Source organism: Streptomyces sp. NPDC088746 (genome assembly GCF_044751065.1).
Lineage (GTDB): Bacteria > Actinomycetota > Actinomycetes > Streptomycetales > Streptomycetaceae > Streptomyces.
The window spans coordinates 474,584-494,698 of record NZ_JBIVLA010000005.1; the positions used below are offsets into that span (position 1 = coordinate 474,584).

The following is a 20,115-nucleotide window of genomic DNA, read 5'->3' on the forward strand; positions in this document are numbered from 1 at the left end:
AGGTGCGGGCCCTGGTACGTCTCCCTCGCCGCTCGGCGCCCGGTCAGTCCGCGTCGACGTCGTGCACGGACACGCGAATCGTGCCGATGGTGCTGTCGGCGGCGTCGGGAATGAGCATCCCCCCGCTGGCACCGGTACGCAGGTAATCCACCGCGGCCTGGTCCAGCACCTCGCCGGGAAGGGCCGCGGGGATCCCTGGAGGGTAGGGCGTGAGCATCTCGGCACAGACACGGCCGACCGCCTGGTCTGCGGGAACTTGCTCGACATCCCCGAAGAAGGCGTCGCGCGGAAGTGTCGCCTGCCGCAGACGGAGGTCGCCGGGGGCCGGGATGCGGATGTCCGGCGCCGGTGGCAGTTCGTCGGCGCGGGCCACGAGATCACGGAGGCCGTCGAGGAGCCGCGCCGTCGTCGTGTCGTCATCGGCGTGCGTGAGCTGGGCGTTGATGCGCCGGTGATCGGACGTGTGCAGGTTGATGCGATGGTTTCGGCGCAGCCAGTCGGCGGCGTCGTAACCGCTGAACTTGACTCCGCTCAGGTCGATGAAGACCTGGAGGGGGTCCAGGTCGTAGGCGCGCCCGGGCGCGCAGAAGTCGTCGCGGTCGTTGACGTGCAGGCCCTCGATGTCCTCGATGGCTTCGCGCACACGGCGGGCCCTGGAGAGGGCGTCGTCCAGGAGCTCGCGGCCGTGTTCCACCATCTGGCGACGCCAGCCGTCGAGGGCGGCGTAGATGAGGACCGAGGGGCTGGTGGTGTCCAGGAGGTCGGCGCGGGAGGCGAGGGTCGGGACGGCGACCAGGTCGCCCTGGAGGTGGAAGACCGACCCTTGTTCGAGCCCGGAGCCCATTTTGTGCACCGACGTGACGCACACGTCCGCGCCGGCGTCCATGGCCCAGGTGGGCAGCTCGGGGTGGAAGGGCAGGTGCGCGCCCCACGCTTCGTCCACGATCAGCGGTACGCCGTGCTCGTGGCACAGCGTCGCGATGGCTCCGATGTCGGCGCAGGTTCCGTAGGGGGTGGGGCTGGTGACCAGCGCCCCCCGTGCGTCCGGATGCTGCTCGAACGCCGCCCGGAAGGCCTCGGGGGCCGGCGGGTGGGCCAGGTGGAGATCGGGGTCCCACTGGGGATCGACCCACACCGGGCGGATACCGGCAATGATCAGGCCGGAGATGACCGACTTGTGCGCGTCGCGTCCGACCAGGAGCTTCTGGTGCGGTCCGGCGACGGACAGCATGGCGGCCTTGACCGAGAGCGAGCTGCCGCATGTGGAGAAGAACGTGTGCTCGGCACCGACGGCGTCGGCCATGAGGTCTTCCGCCCGCTCCAGGACTTTCTTCGACTGTGTCCGGTCGTCCAGACCGGACACCGCGAGCATGTCCGCACCGAAGAGAGCGTCGCCCAGTACGGCCCGTACCCTCGGGTCGGCCCCCCGGCCCTGCTTGTGCCCGGGCGGGGTGAACGGCAGTTGCTCCTGCGCCTGGTATGCCTTCAGTGCGTCGAGAACGGGAGCTTTCGAGTGGTCCATGATGTGCGGCTTCCCAGTGCAGGAGGGCGAAAACGATACGGGTGAGGGCCAGGGAGGCGGCGCCGGCGCGCGGGAGGCCTGGCCGCCGGTCGGGGGCGGCACGAGCGTCCGTCTCACGACGCTCCCGCCGCCCCTGCTCACGCAGCTCGGATCCTGACCGGCGCCCCGTCAGAGAGCGGGTGCGAAACGGTCCCAGGCCCGGTGTCCCCGGACGAGAGCGGTCACGGCCTCCAGGACCGCGGGCGCGGCTCCGCCGGTCACCACGCCCGCCGAGTTCGCGGGCAGGCCGGCCGACTCCAGAGCACTGACACCTGCGCCCCAGGCTCCGATGGCCTTGCCATGGCGGTACGCCTCGGTGACCATCAGCAGGAGCCGGGGGTCCACACCGGTGGCCACGGCAGCGCTGTCGTCGGCCTTGGCATCGCGGGCCCCGTAGGCGTCCGCCGCCGGGGCCGGCGCTCCGGCCAGCAGAATGGCGTCGAACTCCACGGACCGGGCGGTGGTGAAGGTCCGCTGCACGGTGACCGGGTCGCCATCCGCTCCCAGCGTGCCTCCCGCCGGTGCGATGACCAGCGGAACCATGCCGGCGTCAAGGACCGCCCGCCGCACTTCGCGCACGCCGTCCAGGTCGTCCGCGCCGTCGGTGACGATGCCGATGATCCGTCCGTCAACCGGCCATTCCTCACCGAGCTGGGACAGCGCGGGGCTGGGCTCCACCGCCGCGAGCGGGAGGCTCGCCTCCGGTACCGGAAGGCCCAGGCCGGCCGCGACCTGCGCGCAGAGCTCCGGGTCGATGTTGGCGAGCACCATGAGGGCCCGCTCCTTGATGGCCTGCTCCCAGCACTTTCCGAGTTCGAAGGTGTAAGCGGCGACGATGTGCTCCCGCTCGGTAGGAGTCATGCTGAGCCAGAACAGCCGGGCCTGGCTGAAGTGGTCGTCGAAGGAAGCCGCCGCCTCGCGCACCTTGCGGGCCGCGGGGACCTCGGCGGGGACCTCGATGTAGGCGCCGGTGTCCGCACCCGCGAGGAACGGGCAGCCCGCGTCGAGGGAGTTGGGCCGGTACGGGGCCACACCTCGGTGCACCGCGGTCTGGTGCATGCCGTCACGCAGCATGTCGTTGACGGGCGCGTGCGTGCGGTTGATCGGCAGCTGCCCGAAATTGGGCCCGCCGAGCCGGCTGATCTGGGTGTCGAGGTAGGAGAAGAGACGCCCCTGGAGCAGCGGGTCGTCGGTGACGTCGATGCCGGGGACCAGATGGCCGAGGTGGAAGGCGACCTGTTCCGTCTCGGCGAAGAAGTTCGACGGGTTGGCGTCGAGGGTCATCAGGCCGATCGGACGGACCGGCGCCAGTTCCTCCGGCACGATCTTCGTCGGGTCCAGCAGGTCGATGCCCTCGAACATCTGGTCCCCGGTGTCCGGGAAGGTCTGCACACCCAGCTCCCACTGGGGGAAGGCACCCGCCTCGATCGCGTCGGCGAGGTCGCGGCGGTGGAAGTCCGGATCCACACCGGCGGTGATCTGCGCTTCCTCCCACACCAGCGAGTGCACGCCCAGCTTCGGCTTCCAGTGGAACTTCACCAGCGTGGTGGAGCCCTCGGCGTTGACCAGCCGGAAGGTGTGGACTCCGAAGCCCTCCATCATCCGGTAGGAACGCGGGATACCACGGTCCGACATGTTCCACAGCGTGTGGTGGGTCGCCTCCGTGTGGAGGGTCACGAAGTCCCAGAACGTGTCGTGGGCGCTCTGTGCCTGCGGGATCTCACGGTCCGGGTGCGGCTTGCCGGCATGGATCACGTCGGGGAACTTGATCGCGTCCTGGATGAAGAACACCGGAATGTTGTTGCCGACCAGGTCGAAAACGCCCTCGTCGGTGTAGAACTTCGTCGCGAAGCCCCGGGTGTCGCGCACGGTGTCCGCCGATCCGCGCGAGCCCAGGACCGTGGAGAAGCGGACGAACACCGGGGTCTCGACGCCCTCGGCGAGGAAGGCGGCTTTGCTGATCCCCGCCCCGGCACCGTACGCGCGAAAGACGCCGTGTGCGGCCGCGCCGCGGGCGTGTACCACTCGCTCGGGAATGCGCTCGTGATCGAAGTGAGTGATCTTCTCCCGCAGATGGTGGTCCTGAAGCAGCACAGGACCACGGGGGCCGGCCTTCAGGGAGTGGTCGGTGTCGTGCAGGCGCGCACCCTGGGCGGTAGTGAGGTAGGCACCTCCCTGCGCGACCTGGCTCTGCGGCACTGCGGTGTCCTGCCCGGTGGGGCTGTACGTGTCCGGTCCGCGCTGGTCGTGCTTGGGCGGGAGCGGCTTACGCGCTTCTGCCGGCTCCTCGACCGGTGCGGCGGCCGGGCTCGGTGCGCCTGGAATCTCGTTTGCCGGAAGCACTGCCTCCTGGACCTTCTCCACAACCTTTTCGGCGGCAGCCGCGACGGGATTCTTCTTCTCGCTCACTTGGTTCCAATCCGTTGACGGACAGTGCCAGGCGCGGAGCGATCAGCGCTCCGGGAAGGCAGACATCGACGGATCACGCGTACCACCCACCACGACCACCGACACATGTACTGCGCCATCCGGCACTGCGACGCCTCCGCCGTAGCAGGAGTCGGCGCCGGACCTCACCCTCCGTGCGACCGGCCGCCATGCACGCGACCATGCGCGGGCGTACGCTCGCCAGGTGGGGTGAATCCCTGGGGTGAATCCCGCTCGTGAAGGCCTGAACAGGGACGTTTCCGAGGAGGCGCCGTGACAGGACAGCGCATCGCCACGCGTGCTGCCGCCTGTGCGGCCGTGGTCGTGCTCGCCGTCACCGGCACCACGGCGGCCCAGGCGGACGACGACATCGAATCGCTTCCCGCCGGACAGATCGCCGACCGCTCCCGTGACGCGCTGCTGGACGTCAGCTCCGTGCATCTGCGTGCGCGGGGCGACCTCGGGGAGGACCGTCCGCCGATGACGGTGAACCTCAGCCTCGACCGGAACGGCAACTGCGCGGGGGGCGTGGACCTGGGCGAGGACAAGGGTTCCGTCGAGATCGTCAAAAGGGGCGACTCGGTCTGGCTGAAGCCGGACGCGGACTTCTGGGAGAACCAGGTCCCCGTGGGCGGATCGGCCTTCGAGGCCGTCCTCGCCGGACGGTACATGAGGGGCTCCGCCTCGGACTCCAGGCTGCGGCCCGTCGTGGAGGCGTGCGATCTGGACACCTTCCGCGAACTGGTCTCCGACAACGCCGGCAACGACGCCGCGACGTTCACCAAGGGGAAGGTGACGACGGTCGACGGCGTACGGACCGTGCCGGTCACCAGGACGCTGCACGGGCAGAAGCTGACGGCGTACGTCGACACCGGTGGCGAGCACTACCCGCTGCGGATCACCGTGCTGGGTGACGGGGCGGACGCCGCCGTGGACTTCTCCGGCTTCGACGAGCCGGTGCCCACGGCCACCCCGCCCGCGGACGAGACGGTGGACGTCAGCGCCGTGCTCGGCCGGGCTCCGGCGCAGTCCTGACGCGCCGGCCCGAAGAAGTGGCCGTTCAGGGGCGCGGCCGGGTCGCCGTGTCGAGGTAGAAGGCGTCGATGCTCCGGACGGCCCGCTCGAACTCCTGGAGGTTCACGGGCTTGGTCACGTACGCGTTGGCGTGACTGCTGTACGCGTCGGTCACGTCGTCCGGGGCGGTGGACGTGGTGAGGACGACCACCGGGATGGTGTGCAGGTCCTCGTCGTTCTTCAGGACCTTCAGCAGCTCACGGCCGTTCATCCGCGGCATGTTCAGGTCGAGAACGATCAGGTCGGGCCGCGAGTTGCCCGGCGCGCGCAGGTGTTCCAGGGCGGCGACACCGTCCGTGACCTGAACCAGATTGCGGGCCCCGCGCTCGGCGAGAGCTTCCTCGATGAGCATGGCGTCGGCCATGTCGTCCTCGACGAGCAGAACGTCGAACGGGCGGGAGGGGGTGGTGCTGGTCATCGGGTGCTCCGTGGGTTTCTCGTCGGAGTGGTGGAAGAGGCCTGGCCAGCGGCGCCGTGCGCCTTGTCGGCTCATACCGCAGGCGGCACCGAGCTGTGGATAGCCGGCACCCGCACGGGCGGCAGCCACGGCTGCATCCCGCTGGAGCCGCTCAGCTGCCTGCTGAAGGTTCTCCAGCACATGGAGCAGAGCCAGTGCCGGCGCCGGGTCGTCCGGTCCCTGACGCGGCGAGGTTTCCAGCAAACGGCGAGCGAGACGCTGCGCAAGACTGTCGACCTCTGCGTCGGCGATGACGGCCGTCTCCTCCGGCGTGGTCCGCAGTGCGAAGTTCTTGCCTGGCATGTCCGGCACTCTAGGGCCTCGATGCTCTCGGTGACAACAATCGTTGTCCCCCCTTAGAGTGTGCTGGCCGCTCCTCCGGGCGGCTGACGCAGCGAGGAGTCCACCGAATGACCGGGAATACGAAACCACCGCGTACGCGGGGGTTTTCCACGTGGACGACCCGGCGGTGGCTTCGCGTCGGAGTGGCTGTTTCCTTGGTGGTGCTGGCCGTTCTCGGAACGACCGGGGCATGGGTCCTGGCACGCAGCGCCTCGATCAGCAGCGAGCTCGCGGACGTGCGGTCGCCCGCCATGGCACAGGCGGTCCGCCTGGAATCGGCTCTGCTCAACCAGGAGACGGGCATCCGTGGCTACGGGCTCACCGGCACGAAGGAGTTCATCACTCCTTACGAGGAGGGCCTCGCCAAGCAGGAAGCCGTCATCGCGGAGCTCACCGAGCTGCTGCACGGCGACCGCGCCGGCCTCGACGACCTCAAGGCCGTGCAGGACGCCACGGCCGTGTGGCAGGAGAGGATCGCACGGCCGATCGCCGCCGCACCCGGCGGCTCACCCTCACCTCTGGCCACCGAGCGAGCCGCCGAGGGCAAGAAGACCTTCGACGACGTACGCGTGGCTCTGAGCAGGCAGCAGGAACGGCTGCGCGCGGAGGGCGTCCGCGTGAAGGACGACCTCAGGACGACGATGGCCTTGCGTAACGGGATCTTCAGCGCCATCGCGATACTGATGGTCGCGCTGACGGCCATCGTCTTCGAAGGGCTGCGCCGCGGCATCAACCGGCCGCTGGAACAGCTCGGCACGGACGCCCGGATCATCGCCGGCGGCGACTTCGACCACCCCATCACCCCGACCGGGCCCGCCGACCTGAGGCGTCTGAGCAGCGAGATCGACTTCATGCGCCGCCGTCTCGTGAGGGAGCTGGCCTTCAGCGAGGAGTCACTCCAGCGCCTCGACGCTCAGGCCGCGAACCTCCAGCGCTCCAACGCCGAGCTGGAGCAGTTCGCCTACGTGGCCTCGCACGACCTCCAGGAGCCGCTGCGCAAGGTCTCCAGCTTCACCCAGCTCCTCCAGCGGCGCTACGGCGGGCAGCTCGACGACCGGGCCGATCAGTACATCGATTTCGCGGTCGACGGGGCGAACCGCATGCAGACCCTCATCAACGACCTGCTCGAGTTCTCGCGGGTCGGACGGGTGAACAACACCCACCAGAGCCTCGACCTGGACACGGCGCTGGAGCGGACCCTGTCCGGGCTGAGCGTCGGCATCGAGGAAACCGGCGCGACGATCACCCACGACCCGCTGCCGACGCTGGTCGCCGACCCCACCCAGATGGGCATGCTCTGGCAGAACCTGATCGGCAACGCCATCAAGTTCCGCCGCCCCGGGGAGACACCGAAGATCCATGTCTCGGCGGCCCGGGAAGACGAACTGTGGCGGTTCACCGTCACCGACAACGGCATCGGCATCGCACCGGAATACGCCGACAAGGTCTTCGTGATCTTCCAGCGGCTGCACACCAAGGACGTCTACTCCGGCAGCGGCATCGGCCTCGCCATGTGCAAGAAGGTCGTCGAATTCCACGGCGGCACCATCGCCGTCGACACGGAGTACCAGGAGGGCACGCGCATCACCTTCACCCTGGCGCCGGAACCGCCGGAGAATCCCGGCCCGTCCTCCCTGCCGCAGGCCATCCGCTCCGGCGCGGAACGGAGCGGATGAGACGACCCCGGCCATGTCGGCCGCCGCGGCGGCGGCCGACGAGCCGGCGTACGCGTCCTGCTGATCGGGGACGACGAGGGTGACGCCCCGCTCGTCCGACGACCCCGACGTGCTCCGCCCCGGCCGGCGCGCGCGCTACCAGCGGGGCGGCGCCCCGTGGGTGCCCTGGTACGGCGCCGGGGCCCCGGGTTGCGGGGCGGTGAAGTAGACCGCGTCCTTGGGGCGGTTGCGGGCGGCGTCGCGTTCGCGGGGGGCCGCCTGCAGGTGGGGTATGTGCTTGGAACAGTGGATGTACGCCTCGTGGACGGTGATGTGGATCCACATCTGCGGTGTACGACCGGCGCCGGTGGGGGTGGGTATCCGGTCGTGGGTCTGCTGTTCCGTGGCGGCGCGCAGATGGGCGGCGCCGTTGACGTGGAGCCCGATGTGGTGCTCGCTGAAGTCCATGAACAGCAGGCCGATGTGGGGGTTCTCGGTGATGTTCCCGGCGCTGGCCAGAACACCGTTCCCGCGGTACTCGGGGTAGGTCAGGGTGTGCTCGTCCAGCACCTGCACGAAACCCGGCGGGCCGGCACGGAAGCTGGTGTCGCAGTTGCCGCGGGCATCCGCCGTGGAGAGGAACACCATGGGCTGGCGCGCGATGAACTCGCGCATGCTCGGCGTGAGTTCCCCGTGGACCTGGCGGGCGTAGAAGTCGTCGGCGCGTTCGGTGGTGCCCATCTGCTGCTGGAGAAGCCGTTCCCCGAGTGAGGGTGTGCCGTCGTGGTGCGGGGTGTTCACAGTGCCTGGCGCCTCTCGTCGGGTCGTACGGGTGTCGGGGAGGGTTCCAGTGCCGGAACACCCTCGAGCGGGTCGTGGTGGATGCGGGACCGGGGCACTCCGTGGTCCAGCAGGATCTGCGCGGCGGCCGCCACCATGGGGACCGGGCCGGACAGGAAGGCTTCGTGCTGGTACCAGGGGCCGAACTCGCGCAGCACATCGGGGAGCATGCCCTCGCGTCCGGGGATGCGCTGGTGGGACACGGCCGCCCGCACCGTGAGCCAGTGGTGGCGCTGGGCGCTTCTGAGCATGTCGTCGAGGCCGTAGAGTTCCTCGCCCGTACGGGCTCCGATGAACACGTTCACGTTGCGCTGGAATCCGTTGCGGGCGGCCTGTTCCACCAGGGCGCGGATGGGCGCGAGGCCGGTCCCGCCGGCCACGCACACCAGGTCGCGGGTCCCGCGGGGGTCGAGGACCATGTCGCCCTGCGGGGGCCCCAGGCGTACGAAGTCGCCGGTTCGGGCCCGGTGGACCAGTGCCGTACTGACCTGTCCGCCGTCCACGGCCCGGACGTGGAAGCTGAGGGTGGAGTCGGCGCGCGGGGCGTGGCTGGGCGAGTAGTAGCGCCACGCCCGGGGCTGCCAGGGCGTCTCCATGCTCACGTACTGCCCGGCCGTGTAGGGGTACGGGCCCTGGGGGCGAACGGTGATCTCGGCGATGCCGTGACCCAGTGGCACATGGTGGATGATCTCGGCGGGCCAGACCGCCGGTCGCAGCTGTGCGTCACTCTCGGCGGCCTGGGCCATCACATCGGCGGCCGCGGTGTAGGCGCGGGTCCAGGCGTCGGCCGTCTCCGGGCCCCAGGCGGGCCCGGCGTAGCGGGCCAAGGCGTCGAGCAGGCAGGCGCCGACCGCGGGGTAGTGGTCGCGCAGCGCCCCGAATTTGCGATGGTCACGGCCGAGCCGGGTACAGAAACTCACCAGGTTGTCCGGATCGTCGACCAGGTCCACGATGCGCAGCAGGCCGCGCAGCAACCGGTCCCGCTGCACATCCATGTTGGCCGGGAACAGTTCTCTGACCTGCGGATAGCGGGCGAACAGAATGGCGTAGAAGTAGACCGTCACCTCGCCTGCCACCGGCCCGACGACCTCGACACTGGCGCGGACCAGTTTGATCTCGTCGGAGGTCAGGATCTCCGGAGTGGCCGCCGTCTCGACGGGGCCCACCGGCCCGGGTGGCGCCACGGGCTCATGTCCCGGGGTGGCGCCGGCGGTGTGCCCGTGTTCCGGGCGTCTGGGGGAGGGCGGCGTGCGGAACGTCGGCCGGGGAATCTTCATCGGCCTGGCCGGAGGCCGTTGTGTCTTATCAAGGGCAGATCGCAATCGGATGGGTTCACGCACGTGCGCCGCCCGCGTGTGGCGAGCGGAGCCGCGAGCGTCGGTGGGGGGAGCGGGAGCTCGAAGGCCCGCCCACCCTAGATCACGAGACGGGCACGCGCTCCGGAGGACCCACCCCGTACGGATGCGGGGAGGAAGGCCACTCATCGGTGGCCGTCGCGGATGATCAGTAGATGCGCGTCCCTTGCCTCATGTCAATTGTTTGCCATGGCTAACAGTCGAGGCGGAAGTCGGCCTGGACGCTCCGACGAACGGCTTGACGGGAGCCTCCCTCACCGGGGCCCGGCTCCGGTGCGCGGCCTCAGAAAGGCATGCGGCCCCGGGCGTTCCGGCCGGCGGAACCGCTGCGGCCCACAGCCTTGGAGCTGCTGCGGAAGGGCTTGCTGAAGATCCGGCCCAGGACGCCGGGAGCCTTGCCGCCGGCGCGTGATCCGGCTCCCAGGGTGCGCTGGGTGCCGCGCTCGGGGTGCCGCGAGAGTCGGGGCACGAAGAAGGCAAGGACGGCCAGAACGATACATACAGCGACAATGCCGACAATCATCATGAAGGGCTCCTTGCTTCGGGTGTCCCTTCCGCTTGCCCCGCGGATGCGGGGGCATGCGCCGGCCGCCCGGCCCGTCCGCCCGTTCCCGTGACCCGCGCGTCAGGCGGACAGCGCGGGGATCACCGTCGAACCGTAGGCGTCGATGGTCGCCTCCCGCGCGTCGTGCATGTCGTAGACGGCGAACTGGTCGACGCCGAGGTCGCGCAGGACCTGGAGCTTCTCGATATGTGCCTCGGCGGGTCCCAGGAGGCAGAACCGGTCCACGATCTCGTCGGGGACGAAGGCCGTGTCCGGGTTCCCGGTGCGGCCGTGGTGGCTGTAGTCGTATCCGGAGCGTCCCGCGATGTACGCCGTGAGGGCCTCGGGTACGAGGCCGGAGTGCTCCCCGTACCGGGAGACGAGGTCGGCCACGTGGTTGCCGACCATGCCGCCGAACCAGCGGCACTGCTCGCGCGCGTGATCCAGATCCTCGCTCACGTAGGCGGGCGCGGCGACGCAGATGGTGACGGAGTCCGGGTCGCGGCCGGCCGAGGCGGCCGCGTCGCGTACCGCCTTGATCATCCATTCGGTGAGGTAGGGATCGGCCAGCTGGAGGATGAACCCGTCGGCCTTCTCCCCTGCGAGCGCGAGGGCCTTGGGCCCGTACGCACCCATCCAGACGGGCAGCTTGCCGTCCTTGACCCACGGGATCCGTACCGGCCGTCCGTCGACGGTCGCCTCGCGCCCCTCGGCGAGATCGCGGATGACCTCGATCGCCTCACCGAGCCGGGCCAGCGTGCCGGGCTTGCGGCCGGCCACCCGCATCGCGGAGTCGCCGCGCCCGATGCCGCAGACGGTCCGGTTGCCGTACATCTCGTTGAGCGTGGCGAAGGTGGAGGCGGTGACCTCCCAGGTGCGGGTCCCCGGGTTCGTCACCATCGGCCCGACGACCATCCGCTCGGTGTGCTCCAGGATCCGGCTGTAGATGACGAAGGGCTCCTGCCAGAGCACCGCCGAGTCGAAGGTCCAGCCGTAGCGGAACCCGTTCCGCTCCGCGCGGCGCATGAGTCCGACGACGGCCGAGGCGGGCGGATCGGTCTGGAGGACGAGTCCGAAATCCATGGCAGATACTCCTGGTCCGGTGCCGGCAGCGAGCGCGGGGATGTGGAGGCCGGGACCGGCTGCGCTCGGGAAGGCTCCGAGCCACGGTCCTCAGGTGTCCCGGGGCACGCCGGAGCGGCTCCGCGGGCGCGTCCGTGAGCGACGTGCTCCGGTAGAGCTTTCCACATCGGGCCGTGCCGAACCTCGTACGACGACCACCGCTCGGGCGAGTCGCGGAGGAAGGGGCCGCCTACTGGGCGTACTCCTCGGTGAGGAACCGCATCGTCTGGTCGATGAAGACCCGCATCTCGCGCGTGAGGGTCTTGCCCCGACGCCAGGCGATCTGGGTGTACACCGTGAAGGGGATCGCCCAGGGCAGGGAGACCAGGGTCCCGGCCCCCAGGGCGTCGGCGACCGTGGCCGTGGGGAGAAGGCTGACGCCGAGTCCGGCGGACACCCCTCGCTTGATGGACTCGATCGTGCCGAACTCCAGGAAGGGCAGCGACTCGCCGGTTCCGTCGTTGAGTTCCGCCTCGAAGAGCTCCCTGTACGCGCAGCCCGCTTCGGCGGAGAGGACCTGGACGCCGCGGAGAGCCTCGGTCGTCACCTTCTCCGCCTGCGCCAGGGGGTGCCCCGGGGAGGCGACGAGCGTGAGGGGTTCGGAGCCGAGGACCTCCGTCTGGACGCCCGGGTGCCGGGTCTCGGCCTCCATGAGGAAGCCCAGGTCGAACAGGCCCTGGCGCAGGGCATGGCAGGTCTCGGCACAGAGGCTGGGACGGAGGATGATCTGGAGGGCGGGGTGACGGTGGTGGAAGAACTCCAGCAGCATCGGCATGCGGTAGGAGGTGATGCTCTCCATCGAGCCGACGGTGAGCGCACCCGTGGGCTCGTCGGAGCCCAGGGCGGCGCCCCGCGCCTCACCGGCGAGCGTGAGCATCTGCTCGGCGTAGGGCAGGAGCCGCCGCCCGGCGTCGGTGAGCTCGATCCGGCCGCCGAGCCGGTCGAAAAGGCTCACCTCCAGCGATTCCTCAAGGCTCTTGACGTGGGCGGTCAGGCTGGATTGCGCATACTTCAGTTCAGCTGCCGCACGAGTGAAACTGAGCAGCGTCCCCACCTTGTGAAACGTCGCCAACTGCCGAATATCCATGTCCCCTCCGAGGTCCGGTTTTCGCCGAACGTGGCGAACACAAGAAAATCAGCCCATGGGAGGGGTGGGCCAGAACAACCAGCTGTCTCATCGAGGACAGACGCCGTCAGGAAACGGTCACGCTTTCGTCGCCCTGATCCAGTCCTTGCTTCGCGAGCAGGATGCCCGCCTGGAAGCGACTCGTCGCTCCCACCTCCCCCATGATTCCGGAAATATGACGGCGGCATGTGCGGGTGGACATTCCCAGTCGGCGGGCGATCACTTCGTCCTTGAGGCCCATGGCCATCAGACGGACGACCGATATCCGCAGGTCCTCGGCATGGTGATACTCGGAGGTCCCGCCGATGTCGAAGGTCTGGCTCCCCTGCCACACGGACTCGAAGGAGCGGTACAGGTAGGCGACGATCGTGGGGTCGGTGACGAGCGCCGCGCCGGGCGGCTCCTTGCCCGTACGTTCCTTGGGGATGAAGGCGACCTTGCGGTCGTAGATGATCAGCCGCTCGGACAGTTCCTCGGCGGTGCGGACCTCGGCGCCCGCCTCGCATATCTGGCGTACGTAGGCACGGGTGGCGAGGCTGGCGTGTGCGGTGTGCTGGTAGAGGGTCCTGATGCGGATGCCGCGCTCCCGCATCTCCAGCGTCTGGAGGAGATCCTGGTCGAGCAGTTCCGCGCTGCGGCCCCCACCGGGTTGAAGGGTGATGCGCTCGTCCGTGCAACGTCTTCGTGCCAGGTCGATCTCGCGCCGGACGTCCTCGAAGTCGTCGAGGACGCGGATCGGCACGTCCTCGGCCACGGGCTGGGCCCGCGCGCGGTACATCGAGGACAGGACGCGCAACTGCTGATGGATGCTGGAGATCTCCCGGCGGCGCTGGGCGATCGACAGCTCCAGAGGCGTGACCAGCTCCGCCTCGGCGATCTCGGGGTCGAGCGCCACGACCGCGCGACCGCTCCCCGCCGAGGCCAGCAGCCTCATGTCCTGCAGGGTCTTGCGCGCCTGGGTGACCAGGCGGACGTCGACGCCGAGATGGCCGGCGACGTCCTCGTCCGCGAAGGAACCGGTCCGCAACGCGAACTCATAAGTCGCGACGGCCACTTCGTCCAACTCGTGATGCTCGTCCATCGGCCACCAACCCCCATCGAATGCCCGATATGTCGCTATCCACTTGCTGCCGCTCCATCATAGGACACCCCGCGGCACTCGATCTGGATCTCCGGAACTGACAGATTTCCACTGCGGCCCGAACGGCGCCGCAAACGAATGAGACTCACTGGGGGGACTCGACATGAAGGCTCGCACTTTCCTGACTCATGGCATCGCCACAACCGCACTGGCAATCGGAATGTTTCACTCCGTCGAGATGACGTCCACGAGCACCGGAACGGACGAAACGTCCGGCCGGATAATCGTCGCCGACGACAAGTGGGACGTCGTCCCGCCCGCGCCGCCGACCGGTTCCAGAACCACCGCCACCCTCTCTTCCCTTTCCTGAATCCGCGCTGAAATACCGAGGAGCAACCGTGTTCCAGAGGAAACTTTCCGCGACCGTTCTCGAAACACTCCGGGTTGACTCCGGAACGCTGCACTGGCCGCGCCGGACCCCGTAGCGCCCGCGGCACCCGGGGGGGTGCGGGACGAGTACGGCAGGTGGGATTCAGAAGTGCACGCGGCGGTCCTCGGGGGTCACCCGGTACCGGATGTCCCAGAGGCTCCGCCGCACATAGGTCCGCTGGAGCCACCGGTCCGATCCGTCGTGGCGGGCCTCGAAGGGCGAACGGGCGTGGATGCCCTTGCGGTTGTTGATGAGCAGGGCCTGGCCCGGCTCCAGCCGCACAGCGTGCGCCACCTCCCGGGCGACCTCCTGGAGGTGCTCGAAGGCGGCCTCGGCCTCCCGGCCTAGGGCGCGCACACCGTTCGCCGACACGGCGATCTCCGGGTACGGCCCGGTGCCGCTGATCACGGGCACCGGGTCGGACAGGACCTCCGCGCCGCCCGCGGCGCTGCGTGTGTAACTGCCCGGCGCGTTGAGCCGGAAGAGCGGACGGCGCAGGAGCTCCAGCGCGTCGCCGTCCAGCCGGCGGCAGAGGTCGCGGGCGTCCGCGTAGTAGGTGACCGCCGCTCCCGAGGGGTCGCCCCGCAGGCAGTTGAGCACGAGGAAGTCCGGGTTGGCGACGTCGTAACGGCCCGTGGCGTCATAGGTGATGTCGCTGTGGAAGTTCAGGAAGACCGCTGAACTCTGGTTGGTCTGGGTCCGGGCGCCGCCGGCCACCGGGACGACGTCGTGGACCAGGCGGCCGCCCTTCTCCGTGAGCACGCCGAGCGCCTCGCCCAGCAGGCCGGTCAGGCCCAGCAGCACGCCCTCGCTGACGAATCCGCTCTTGCCCCGGCCCGGGCCACCGTCGAGCGGGGTGGGTCCCGTCTCCGCGTCGACGGGGAGGTTGCGCACCAGTGCGACACCCGGGGTGTCGATGTGCCTGCCGAAGTCCAGGACGGTGCGCAGGAGTCCGAGGGGCAGCCCCGCGAAGATCTGATGGCAGCGCGCCGTCGTCGCGTCGATGTCGTGTGCGGGATCGGGCAGGTCCGCCAGCTGCCGGCCGAGCGCCTCCCGTACGGCATCGGGCAGCACCAGGTCCGCAAAGGTCATGGTGGACTCACTCATGTCGCTCATACCCCCACTCGTATGCCGGCCCGCGGGGCCGGGAAGTCCAGCCCGTCGTGCAACTGCTGGGCCAGGTGCAGCGCTTCGGCGCTGCCGTCGGCCACGTGCGTGGTGACCTTGCTCCCCCGCATCTCCGCCACGGGCACTCCCGCCACCCTCCCGGGCGCCACCCCGTGCCGGTGCTGGATGCCCTCCGTGTCGGCGTATCCCCCGACGACCGCCACCGACGGACGGCGGTTGAGCCGCACGGCGTCGAGCCCTTCGAGGTGGAAGGCCTGGTGCGCGGCGTCGGCGCGCGCCTCGTCGGGGTAGTCGAGCACCACGGACCGCTGGTTGAAGACCACGGCCGCCGCCTGGGTGCCCGCCCCGCTGATCGTCGTACCGGCCGTGAAGGGGGCGCGGTTGAGACGCAGGACGATCTCGATCCGGTGCCGCAGCGCCAGCTGTACGGCGCGGCGGTGCAGCACCTTCGCCCCGTACAGCGACATCAGGGCCGCCATGTTGTACGAGACCTCCCGGAGCATCCTGGCCCCGGTGATCAGATGGGGGTCGGAGGTGTAGATCCCGTCGACGTCGGAGTGGATCTCGCACGAGCGGCTCCCGACGGCGCGGGCGACCGCCAGCGCCGACAGGTCGGAGCTGTTCTTGCCCAGCCAGGTCGGGCGCCCCTCTGCGTCCACCGCCTGGCCCCCGGGCACCACCACGACCTCGTACTCCGAGAGGGCCCGGCGCAGCGGGCCCGGATCGATCCCGGTCACCCGGGCCCAGAGGAACGAGGCGTTGGTGGTCAGTCCCAGCTGGTGTCCCGCGAGGACCGTGGCGCCGCGTCCTCTGCGGTGCAGGGCGGTGGCCAGGAGATGGGCGCTGACCAGGTCGGCCGTGGTCAGCAGGCCGGCGGCGGTCTCCGGCCCGGCATGGACGTTGACCTCGTGCAGCCGGTCGCGCAGCCCTTCGGTCTCCCCCTGCATCGCACTCACCACGACGGCCATGGGCCGGCCCTCGCGGCGGATACGCTCGTCGAGTCCGGCGGCGAGCTCGTGGTAGGCGTCGGGGGTGCGGAAGGTGGAGCCGCCGAACTTCAGTACCACCGGCGTGTTCACCGCTCTCCTCCCGACAGGAAGCCGCGGCCGAGGGCGTACTCGGCGATCTGGACCGCGTTGAGGGCCGCTCCCACGCGCAGGTTGTCGGAGACGAGCCAGAGCCAGAAGCCGCGCGGGTTCTGGGGCGACACCCGCACCCGGCCGACGTGCACATGATCGGGGTGGCCGGCGTTGAGCGGGGTGGGGAAGGCCGAGCGGTTCTCGGCGTCGTGCACGGTGACCTCGCTCTGGCGGCCGAGCAGCCCGACCAGCTCGCGGCGGTCCACCGGCTCGTCCGTCTCCACCCAGACCGCTTCGGAGTGGGAGTTGACGACCGGCACGCGGACACAGGTCGCGGTGACCTCGAGGCCGGGCAGGCCCAGGATCTTCCGGGACTCCTGGACCATCTTCTGCTCCTCCAGCGTGAATCCGCTGTCCTGGAGCTCGTCGATGAAGGGAACCACGTTGAACGCCAGCGGCGGACTGAACCGCTCGGACGGCAGGTCGGCGTCCGGATCGCGCAGGGCCACCTCGGCGCCTTCCAGCAGTTCCTCGATGCCCTGGTGCCCCTGCCCCGACGCGGCCTGGTAGGTGCTGACGACGACCTGCCGGATCCCCCAGCGCCGCTCGACCGGCTGGAGTACCCGGACCAGGGGGATGGTCGAGCAGTTGGGGTTGGCGATGATGCCGCTCCCCGGAGGCCGGTCCAGGACGGCGTGGTTGACCTGTGGCACGACGAGGGGGGTGTCGGGGTCCATCCGGTAGGCGCGGGTGTTGTCGATGACCAGGGCGCCCTTGGCTACGGCGGCCGGCACCCAGGCTCTGCTGACGGACGTCCCGGCGGAGAAGAAGGCGAGGTCGACGAGACCGAAGTCGAAGTCCTCCAGGGAGAGCACCTCGTGCTGCCGTCCGCCGACCGGGATCTGGCGGCCGACGCTGCGGGCCGAGGCGACCAGGTACAACTCGCGGTAGTGCAGATCCCGTTCCTCGAGAAGCTCGATGAGGGTGCTGCCCACGGCTCCGGTGGCACCGATGACAGCGATACGAGGGGCGGCGGGGTCGGTGACGAGAGTCATGAGACTTCTCCGTTCTGGGCGAGGGGCGGGTCAGTGGAGGGGCACGGGATAGTGCAGCCCGCCCGACGTCCACAGGTGGTTGAGTCCACGGGGCACGTCGAGGCCGGAGGCGGCGCCGAGGTTGCGCTCGTAGACGTCGGCGTACGTGCCGACCGCCGACAGGACCCGGTCGGCCCATCGTTCGTCGAGGCCGACGGCCGGGCCGTGAGGTCCCGCGTGCCGGGCCGCGGCCCCGGGGCTCTCGTACTCGGCCGCCAGCAGGAGCTGGAGCACCCAGCGGACCAGGCGGAACCACTGCGGGTCGGTCTCGTGGACCGCGGCGGCCATCGGCTCGCGGGAGATGGAGACCGGCAGGATGTGGTGGTCCCGCGGCCGGGGCAGCCGGGATCTGGCACCGGCGAGCGCCGTGCGGTCCAGGACGTAGGCCGCGCAGTCGCCGGCGGCGTACGCGGCGAGGGCGTCGGCCGGGTCGTCGAAGGGGACGGGCTCGACCTCCAGGCCCCGCGGGCCGTACCAGGCGTCCAGGTTGAACGTGGTGGTGCAGCCCTTGTGGACGGCCAGGCGCCGGCCGGCGAGGTCCTCGGGCCCGGTGACGTCCGAGTCCGCCGGGACGAGGAACCCCTCGCCGTCGTAGCAGGTGACTCCGGCGAAGAGCACCCGGCGGGTGGCCTCCCGGCCCATGGTCCAGGTCAGGTTGCACGTCGTCAGGTCGGCGTGCCCCGCTTCGAGCGCCGTCAGCCGGTCACCGGCCGTGACGGGGCGCCAGTCGACGGCTTCGGGGTCGCCGAGGGCCGCCGCCGCGACGGCGCGTGCGATGTCGGTGTCGAGTCCCGTCCAGCGCCCCTCCGGCGTGCACCGGGAGAGTCCGTGGATGCCCTGCGAGACGGCTGCCCGCAGGGCTCCCCGCGCGCGGGCGGCACGCAGCGTGGCCGTCGCGGTCCGGCGGGATCCGGAGGGCCCGCCGTCGGGCGGCCCGGGGGTGGCCGCCGTGCGGGACGGCGGGTGCGGGGCCGGAGGGCGGGAGAGGGAACGGCCCGTGGCGCGCAGCCTCGGAGCCGGGACGGGGCGGGTCATGAGGCGCTCCTCAGCGGGTGGCGTCGGGCGTCGCTGTCGAAGCGCCGACGGTTGAAGGTGAGCAGCTCGGTCAGGTGGTGCGCGGTGACCGGCGCCGCTCCCCCGGCCGCCACGGGCATGCCGCCGGCCCGGCTCCAGCCGAGCATGGACCGTGTGTCGATCGTGGCGCGTGCGCGGTTCGCGTTGTCGGGGTGGAGGCAGTAGGGCACGTCGAGCACACCCCGGGCGAAGGCCCTGACCAGGCAGTCGCCGATCGTGCGGCCGGTCTCCAGGGCGGCGTCGACCAGGGTGCGGGCCTCCTCGTAGAGGCCCGAGGAGGTGGCACGGGGGCCGTCGGCGCCGTCCGAGGTGGTGGCGGCCACGGAGGCCGCGTACTCGAGTGCCGCCACGTTCTCCTCGACGGTGGGTATGCGGTGCGCCTCGGCCGGGGTCTTGACGACCAGGCGTTCGGCGCCGCCGTGGACGGCGAGGCGGGCGCTCTCGGCGAGGAGACGGCGGCTGCCGTCCTCGGTGCGCGGGAAGACACCCATGAAGGTGTAGAGCACGACGTGGTGGGTGGTGGACAGCCGCTCGCCGGCGAGCCTCCGCAGCGCCGCCAGTGCCTCCAGGTCCTGCCCCTGGTGGATCTGCTGCGCGTAGCTGAGGGAGATGCCGCGCAGGCCGTGTTCCTGGAAGAACATGGCCTCCAGCACCGCGAGCGCGACCAGGAGCGACGGCGGGCACAGCTGACCCAGCATGCAGCCGCCGAAGGTCTCGATGTGCGGGGGCACGGGCTGTGCGGCGAGCAGTTCGCAGCCCGCGCTCCACTCGGCGACCGCCCGCGCCAGCGGCACCCGGCCGTAGGGCAGGCAGTACGAGACCGGGCCGCCCTCCGTGGCGTCCGCCCCGGCCTCGGCCATCGCGCGGAAGAGCCGCAGGGGCCGGGGCGTGCCGTGACGGATCTGCACGGGGAAGGCGGCCGACGAGCAGTCCTGGAGGAGAGCCCGTACCGCCGGGACGCCGTGGGCGAGGAGGGGGAAGCCGTTGAGTCCGGCGGGGTCGTCCCGCAGCGCGCGACGCGCGGCCCCGTCGTCGAGACACCGGGTGTAGCTGTCCAGGGTGACGGTGCCCACGGTGGTGGCGTCCGCCTCCCGTACGGCGGCCAGGCCGGCGCGCATGCGACGGAGTTCGCCGAAGCCCATGCGCGGCTGGACGACGAGACGGCCCGCGGCGTGCGCGCGGTCCACGAAGGCGGTGAACCGGTCGGTGGCCGTCATCAGGCGGCTCCGGCCCCTGCGTCGGGCCGCCCACGGGAATGGCCGGCCGCCAGACGGCCGAGGAACGCCTCGAAGCGGACCAGGCCGGATTCGGGTCCTCCCTCGGCGGCGTCGTCGAAGACCCCGTCGTATCCGGCGGCCCGCAGCCGCGCGTCGGCGTCGGCGTGGTCGCGGCCGTCGATGCCCAGCTTGCCGCCGATGACGGCGGGCAGGGCGGCGAGTGACGGCACTGCGCGGAGGGTACGGATGAGGCGGAGCCCGTCCGTGCGTCCGTGGCCGTTGACCGTACTGATGACGAGGAGGTCGGGGCGGCCGGTGCGGCAGGCCTCGACGATCGTCGCGTCGGGCGTCGTGTTGCCCAGGTTCGCCACCTCGTGCCCCCGGTCCTCCAGGAACAGCTGGAGGTGCACGAGGTTCCACAGGTGGGCGTCGGAGGACAGGCCGGAGACGACGACGCGTAGGCGACGCCCGGCGAAGGCCGTGCCGTTCATGCTGTCCCCCCGGGGGTA

General features: G+C 70.5%; 18 protein-coding genes. 3 read left to right on the forward strand and 15 right to left on the reverse strand.

Translation table 11 applies throughout. The features are described 5' to 3' along the window. Positions 1–43 precede the first annotated feature (43 nt). Positions 44–1,522 carry an aminotransferase class I/II-fold pyridoxal phosphate-dependent enzyme gene (locus tag ACIP63_RS24465; RefSeq protein ID WP_401519208.1) on the reverse strand — a complete coding sequence of 493 codons (1,479 nt, stop codon included), beginning with the start codon at positions 1,520–1,522 and terminating at the stop codon, positions 44–46. A 168-nt stretch (positions 1,523–1,690) separates the two neighbouring features. Beyond that, positions 1,691–3,970 carry a catalase gene (locus tag ACIP63_RS24470; protein ID WP_401519211.1) on the reverse strand — a complete coding sequence of 760 codons (2,280 nt, stop codon included), beginning with the start codon at positions 3,968–3,970 and terminating at the stop codon, positions 1,691–1,693. A 291-nt stretch (positions 3,971–4,261) separates the two neighbouring features. Between ACIP63_RS24470 and ACIP63_RS24475 the strand changes: the two genes are divergently transcribed. Beyond that, entirely contained in the window at positions 4,262–5,023 is a 762-nt protein-coding gene (locus ACIP63_RS24475) for a hypothetical protein (protein WP_401519214.1), read from the forward strand. Positions 5,024–5,048: 25 nt separating this feature from the next. On the opposite strand, the gene ACIP63_RS24480 is transcribed toward ACIP63_RS24475, so the two are convergent. Then, the gene (locus tag ACIP63_RS24480; protein WP_401519216.1) at positions 5,049–5,822 is read right to left on the reverse strand and encodes a response regulator; all 774 of its coding nucleotides are present in this window, start codon (positions 5,820–5,822) and stop codon (positions 5,049–5,051) included. Between the two features lie 107 nt (positions 5,823–5,929). On the opposite strand from ACIP63_RS24480, the gene ACIP63_RS24485 reads away from it, so the two are divergent. Next, positions 5,930–7,537, forward strand: a complete 1,608-nt coding sequence (locus ACIP63_RS24485; protein ID WP_401519219.1) for an ATP-binding protein — start codon at positions 5,930–5,932, stop codon at positions 7,535–7,537. 135 nt (positions 7,538–7,672) lie between these two features. Here the strand turns inward: ACIP63_RS24485 and ACIP63_RS24490 are convergent, their stop codons facing one another. From ACIP63_RS24490 to ACIP63_RS24515, 6 genes are all read right to left on the reverse strand, one after another. Then, positions 7,673–8,317 (reverse strand): pyridoxamine 5'-phosphate oxidase family protein, encoded by a 645-nt coding sequence (locus ACIP63_RS24490; RefSeq protein ID WP_401519222.1) that lies wholly within the window; start codon positions 8,315–8,317, stop codon positions 7,673–7,675. After that, on the reverse strand, positions 8,314–9,540 hold the full coding sequence (locus ACIP63_RS24495; protein WP_401519223.1) for a globin domain-containing protein: 1,227 nt from the start codon (positions 9,538–9,540) through the stop codon (positions 8,314–8,316). The genes ACIP63_RS24490 and ACIP63_RS24495 overlap by 4 nt, the downstream gene beginning before the upstream one ends. Positions 9,541–9,994: 454 nt before the next feature. Further along, positions 9,995–10,237, reverse strand: a complete 243-nt coding sequence (locus ACIP63_RS24500) for a DUF6411 family protein (protein ID WP_393765965.1) — start codon at positions 10,235–10,237, stop codon at positions 9,995–9,997. Positions 10,238–10,336: 99 nt separating this feature from the next. Next, positions 10,337–11,338 (reverse strand): TIGR03842 family LLM class F420-dependent oxidoreductase, encoded by a 1,002-nt coding sequence (locus ACIP63_RS24505; protein ID WP_401519227.1) that lies wholly within the window; start codon positions 11,336–11,338, stop codon positions 10,337–10,339. Between the two features lie 229 nt (positions 11,339–11,567). Then, positions 11,568–12,464, reverse strand: coding sequence for a LysR family transcriptional regulator (locus ACIP63_RS24510; RefSeq protein WP_401519230.1), 897 nt, complete (start codon positions 12,462–12,464; stop codon positions 11,568–11,570). 106 nt (positions 12,465–12,570) lie between these two features. Beyond that, positions 12,571–13,584: a hypothetical protein gene (locus ACIP63_RS24515; protein ID WP_401519234.1), complete on the reverse strand. Its 1,014-nt coding sequence runs from the start codon at positions 13,582–13,584 to the stop codon at positions 12,571–12,573. A gap of 163 nt (positions 13,585–13,747) precedes the next feature. Here ACIP63_RS24515 and ACIP63_RS24520 point away from each other — a divergent pair, with 163 nt between their 5' ends. Next, on the forward strand, positions 13,748–13,954 hold the full coding sequence (locus ACIP63_RS24520) for a hypothetical protein (RefSeq protein ID WP_401519237.1): 207 nt from the start codon (positions 13,748–13,750) through the stop codon (positions 13,952–13,954). A 162-nt stretch (positions 13,955–14,116) separates the two neighbouring features. Here ACIP63_RS24520 and ACIP63_RS24525 read toward each other — a convergent pair whose 3' ends face one another. The 6 genes from ACIP63_RS24525 to ACIP63_RS24550 are packed head-to-tail and all read right to left on the reverse strand — an operon-like array spanning position 14,117 to position 20,097. Further along, on the reverse strand, positions 14,117–15,130 hold the full coding sequence (locus ACIP63_RS24525; protein ID WP_401519239.1) for a TauD/TfdA family dioxygenase: 1,014 nt from the start codon (positions 15,128–15,130) through the stop codon (positions 14,117–14,119). After that, positions 15,127–16,221, reverse strand: a complete 1,095-nt coding sequence (locus ACIP63_RS24530) for an aspartate kinase (protein ID WP_401519242.1) — start codon at positions 16,219–16,221, stop codon at positions 15,127–15,129. Before ACIP63_RS24530 ends, ACIP63_RS24525 begins: the two co-directional genes overlap by 4 nt. Further along, positions 16,218–17,276 (reverse strand): aspartate-semialdehyde dehydrogenase, encoded by a 1,059-nt coding sequence (locus ACIP63_RS24535; protein WP_401519245.1) that lies wholly within the window; start codon positions 17,274–17,276, stop codon positions 16,218–16,220. Before ACIP63_RS24535 ends, ACIP63_RS24530 begins: the two co-directional genes overlap by 4 nt. A 30-nt stretch (positions 17,277–17,306) precedes the next feature. Continuing rightward, entirely contained in the window at positions 17,307–18,350 is a 1,044-nt protein-coding gene (locus tag ACIP63_RS24540; RefSeq protein ID WP_401519247.1) for a transporter substrate-binding domain-containing protein, read from the reverse strand. Next, complete coding sequence (locus ACIP63_RS24545; RefSeq protein ID WP_401519250.1) at positions 18,347–19,606, reverse strand: methylaspartate mutase; 1,260 nt, start codon at positions 19,604–19,606, stop codon at positions 18,347–18,349. Before ACIP63_RS24545 ends, ACIP63_RS24540 begins: the two co-directional genes overlap by 4 nt. After that, positions 19,606–20,097, reverse strand: a complete 492-nt coding sequence (locus ACIP63_RS24550; RefSeq protein WP_393765974.1) for a cobalamin B12-binding domain-containing protein — start codon at positions 20,095–20,097, stop codon at positions 19,606–19,608. Before ACIP63_RS24550 ends, ACIP63_RS24545 begins: the two co-directional genes overlap by 1 nt. Positions 20,098–20,115: the final 18 nt, after the last annotated feature.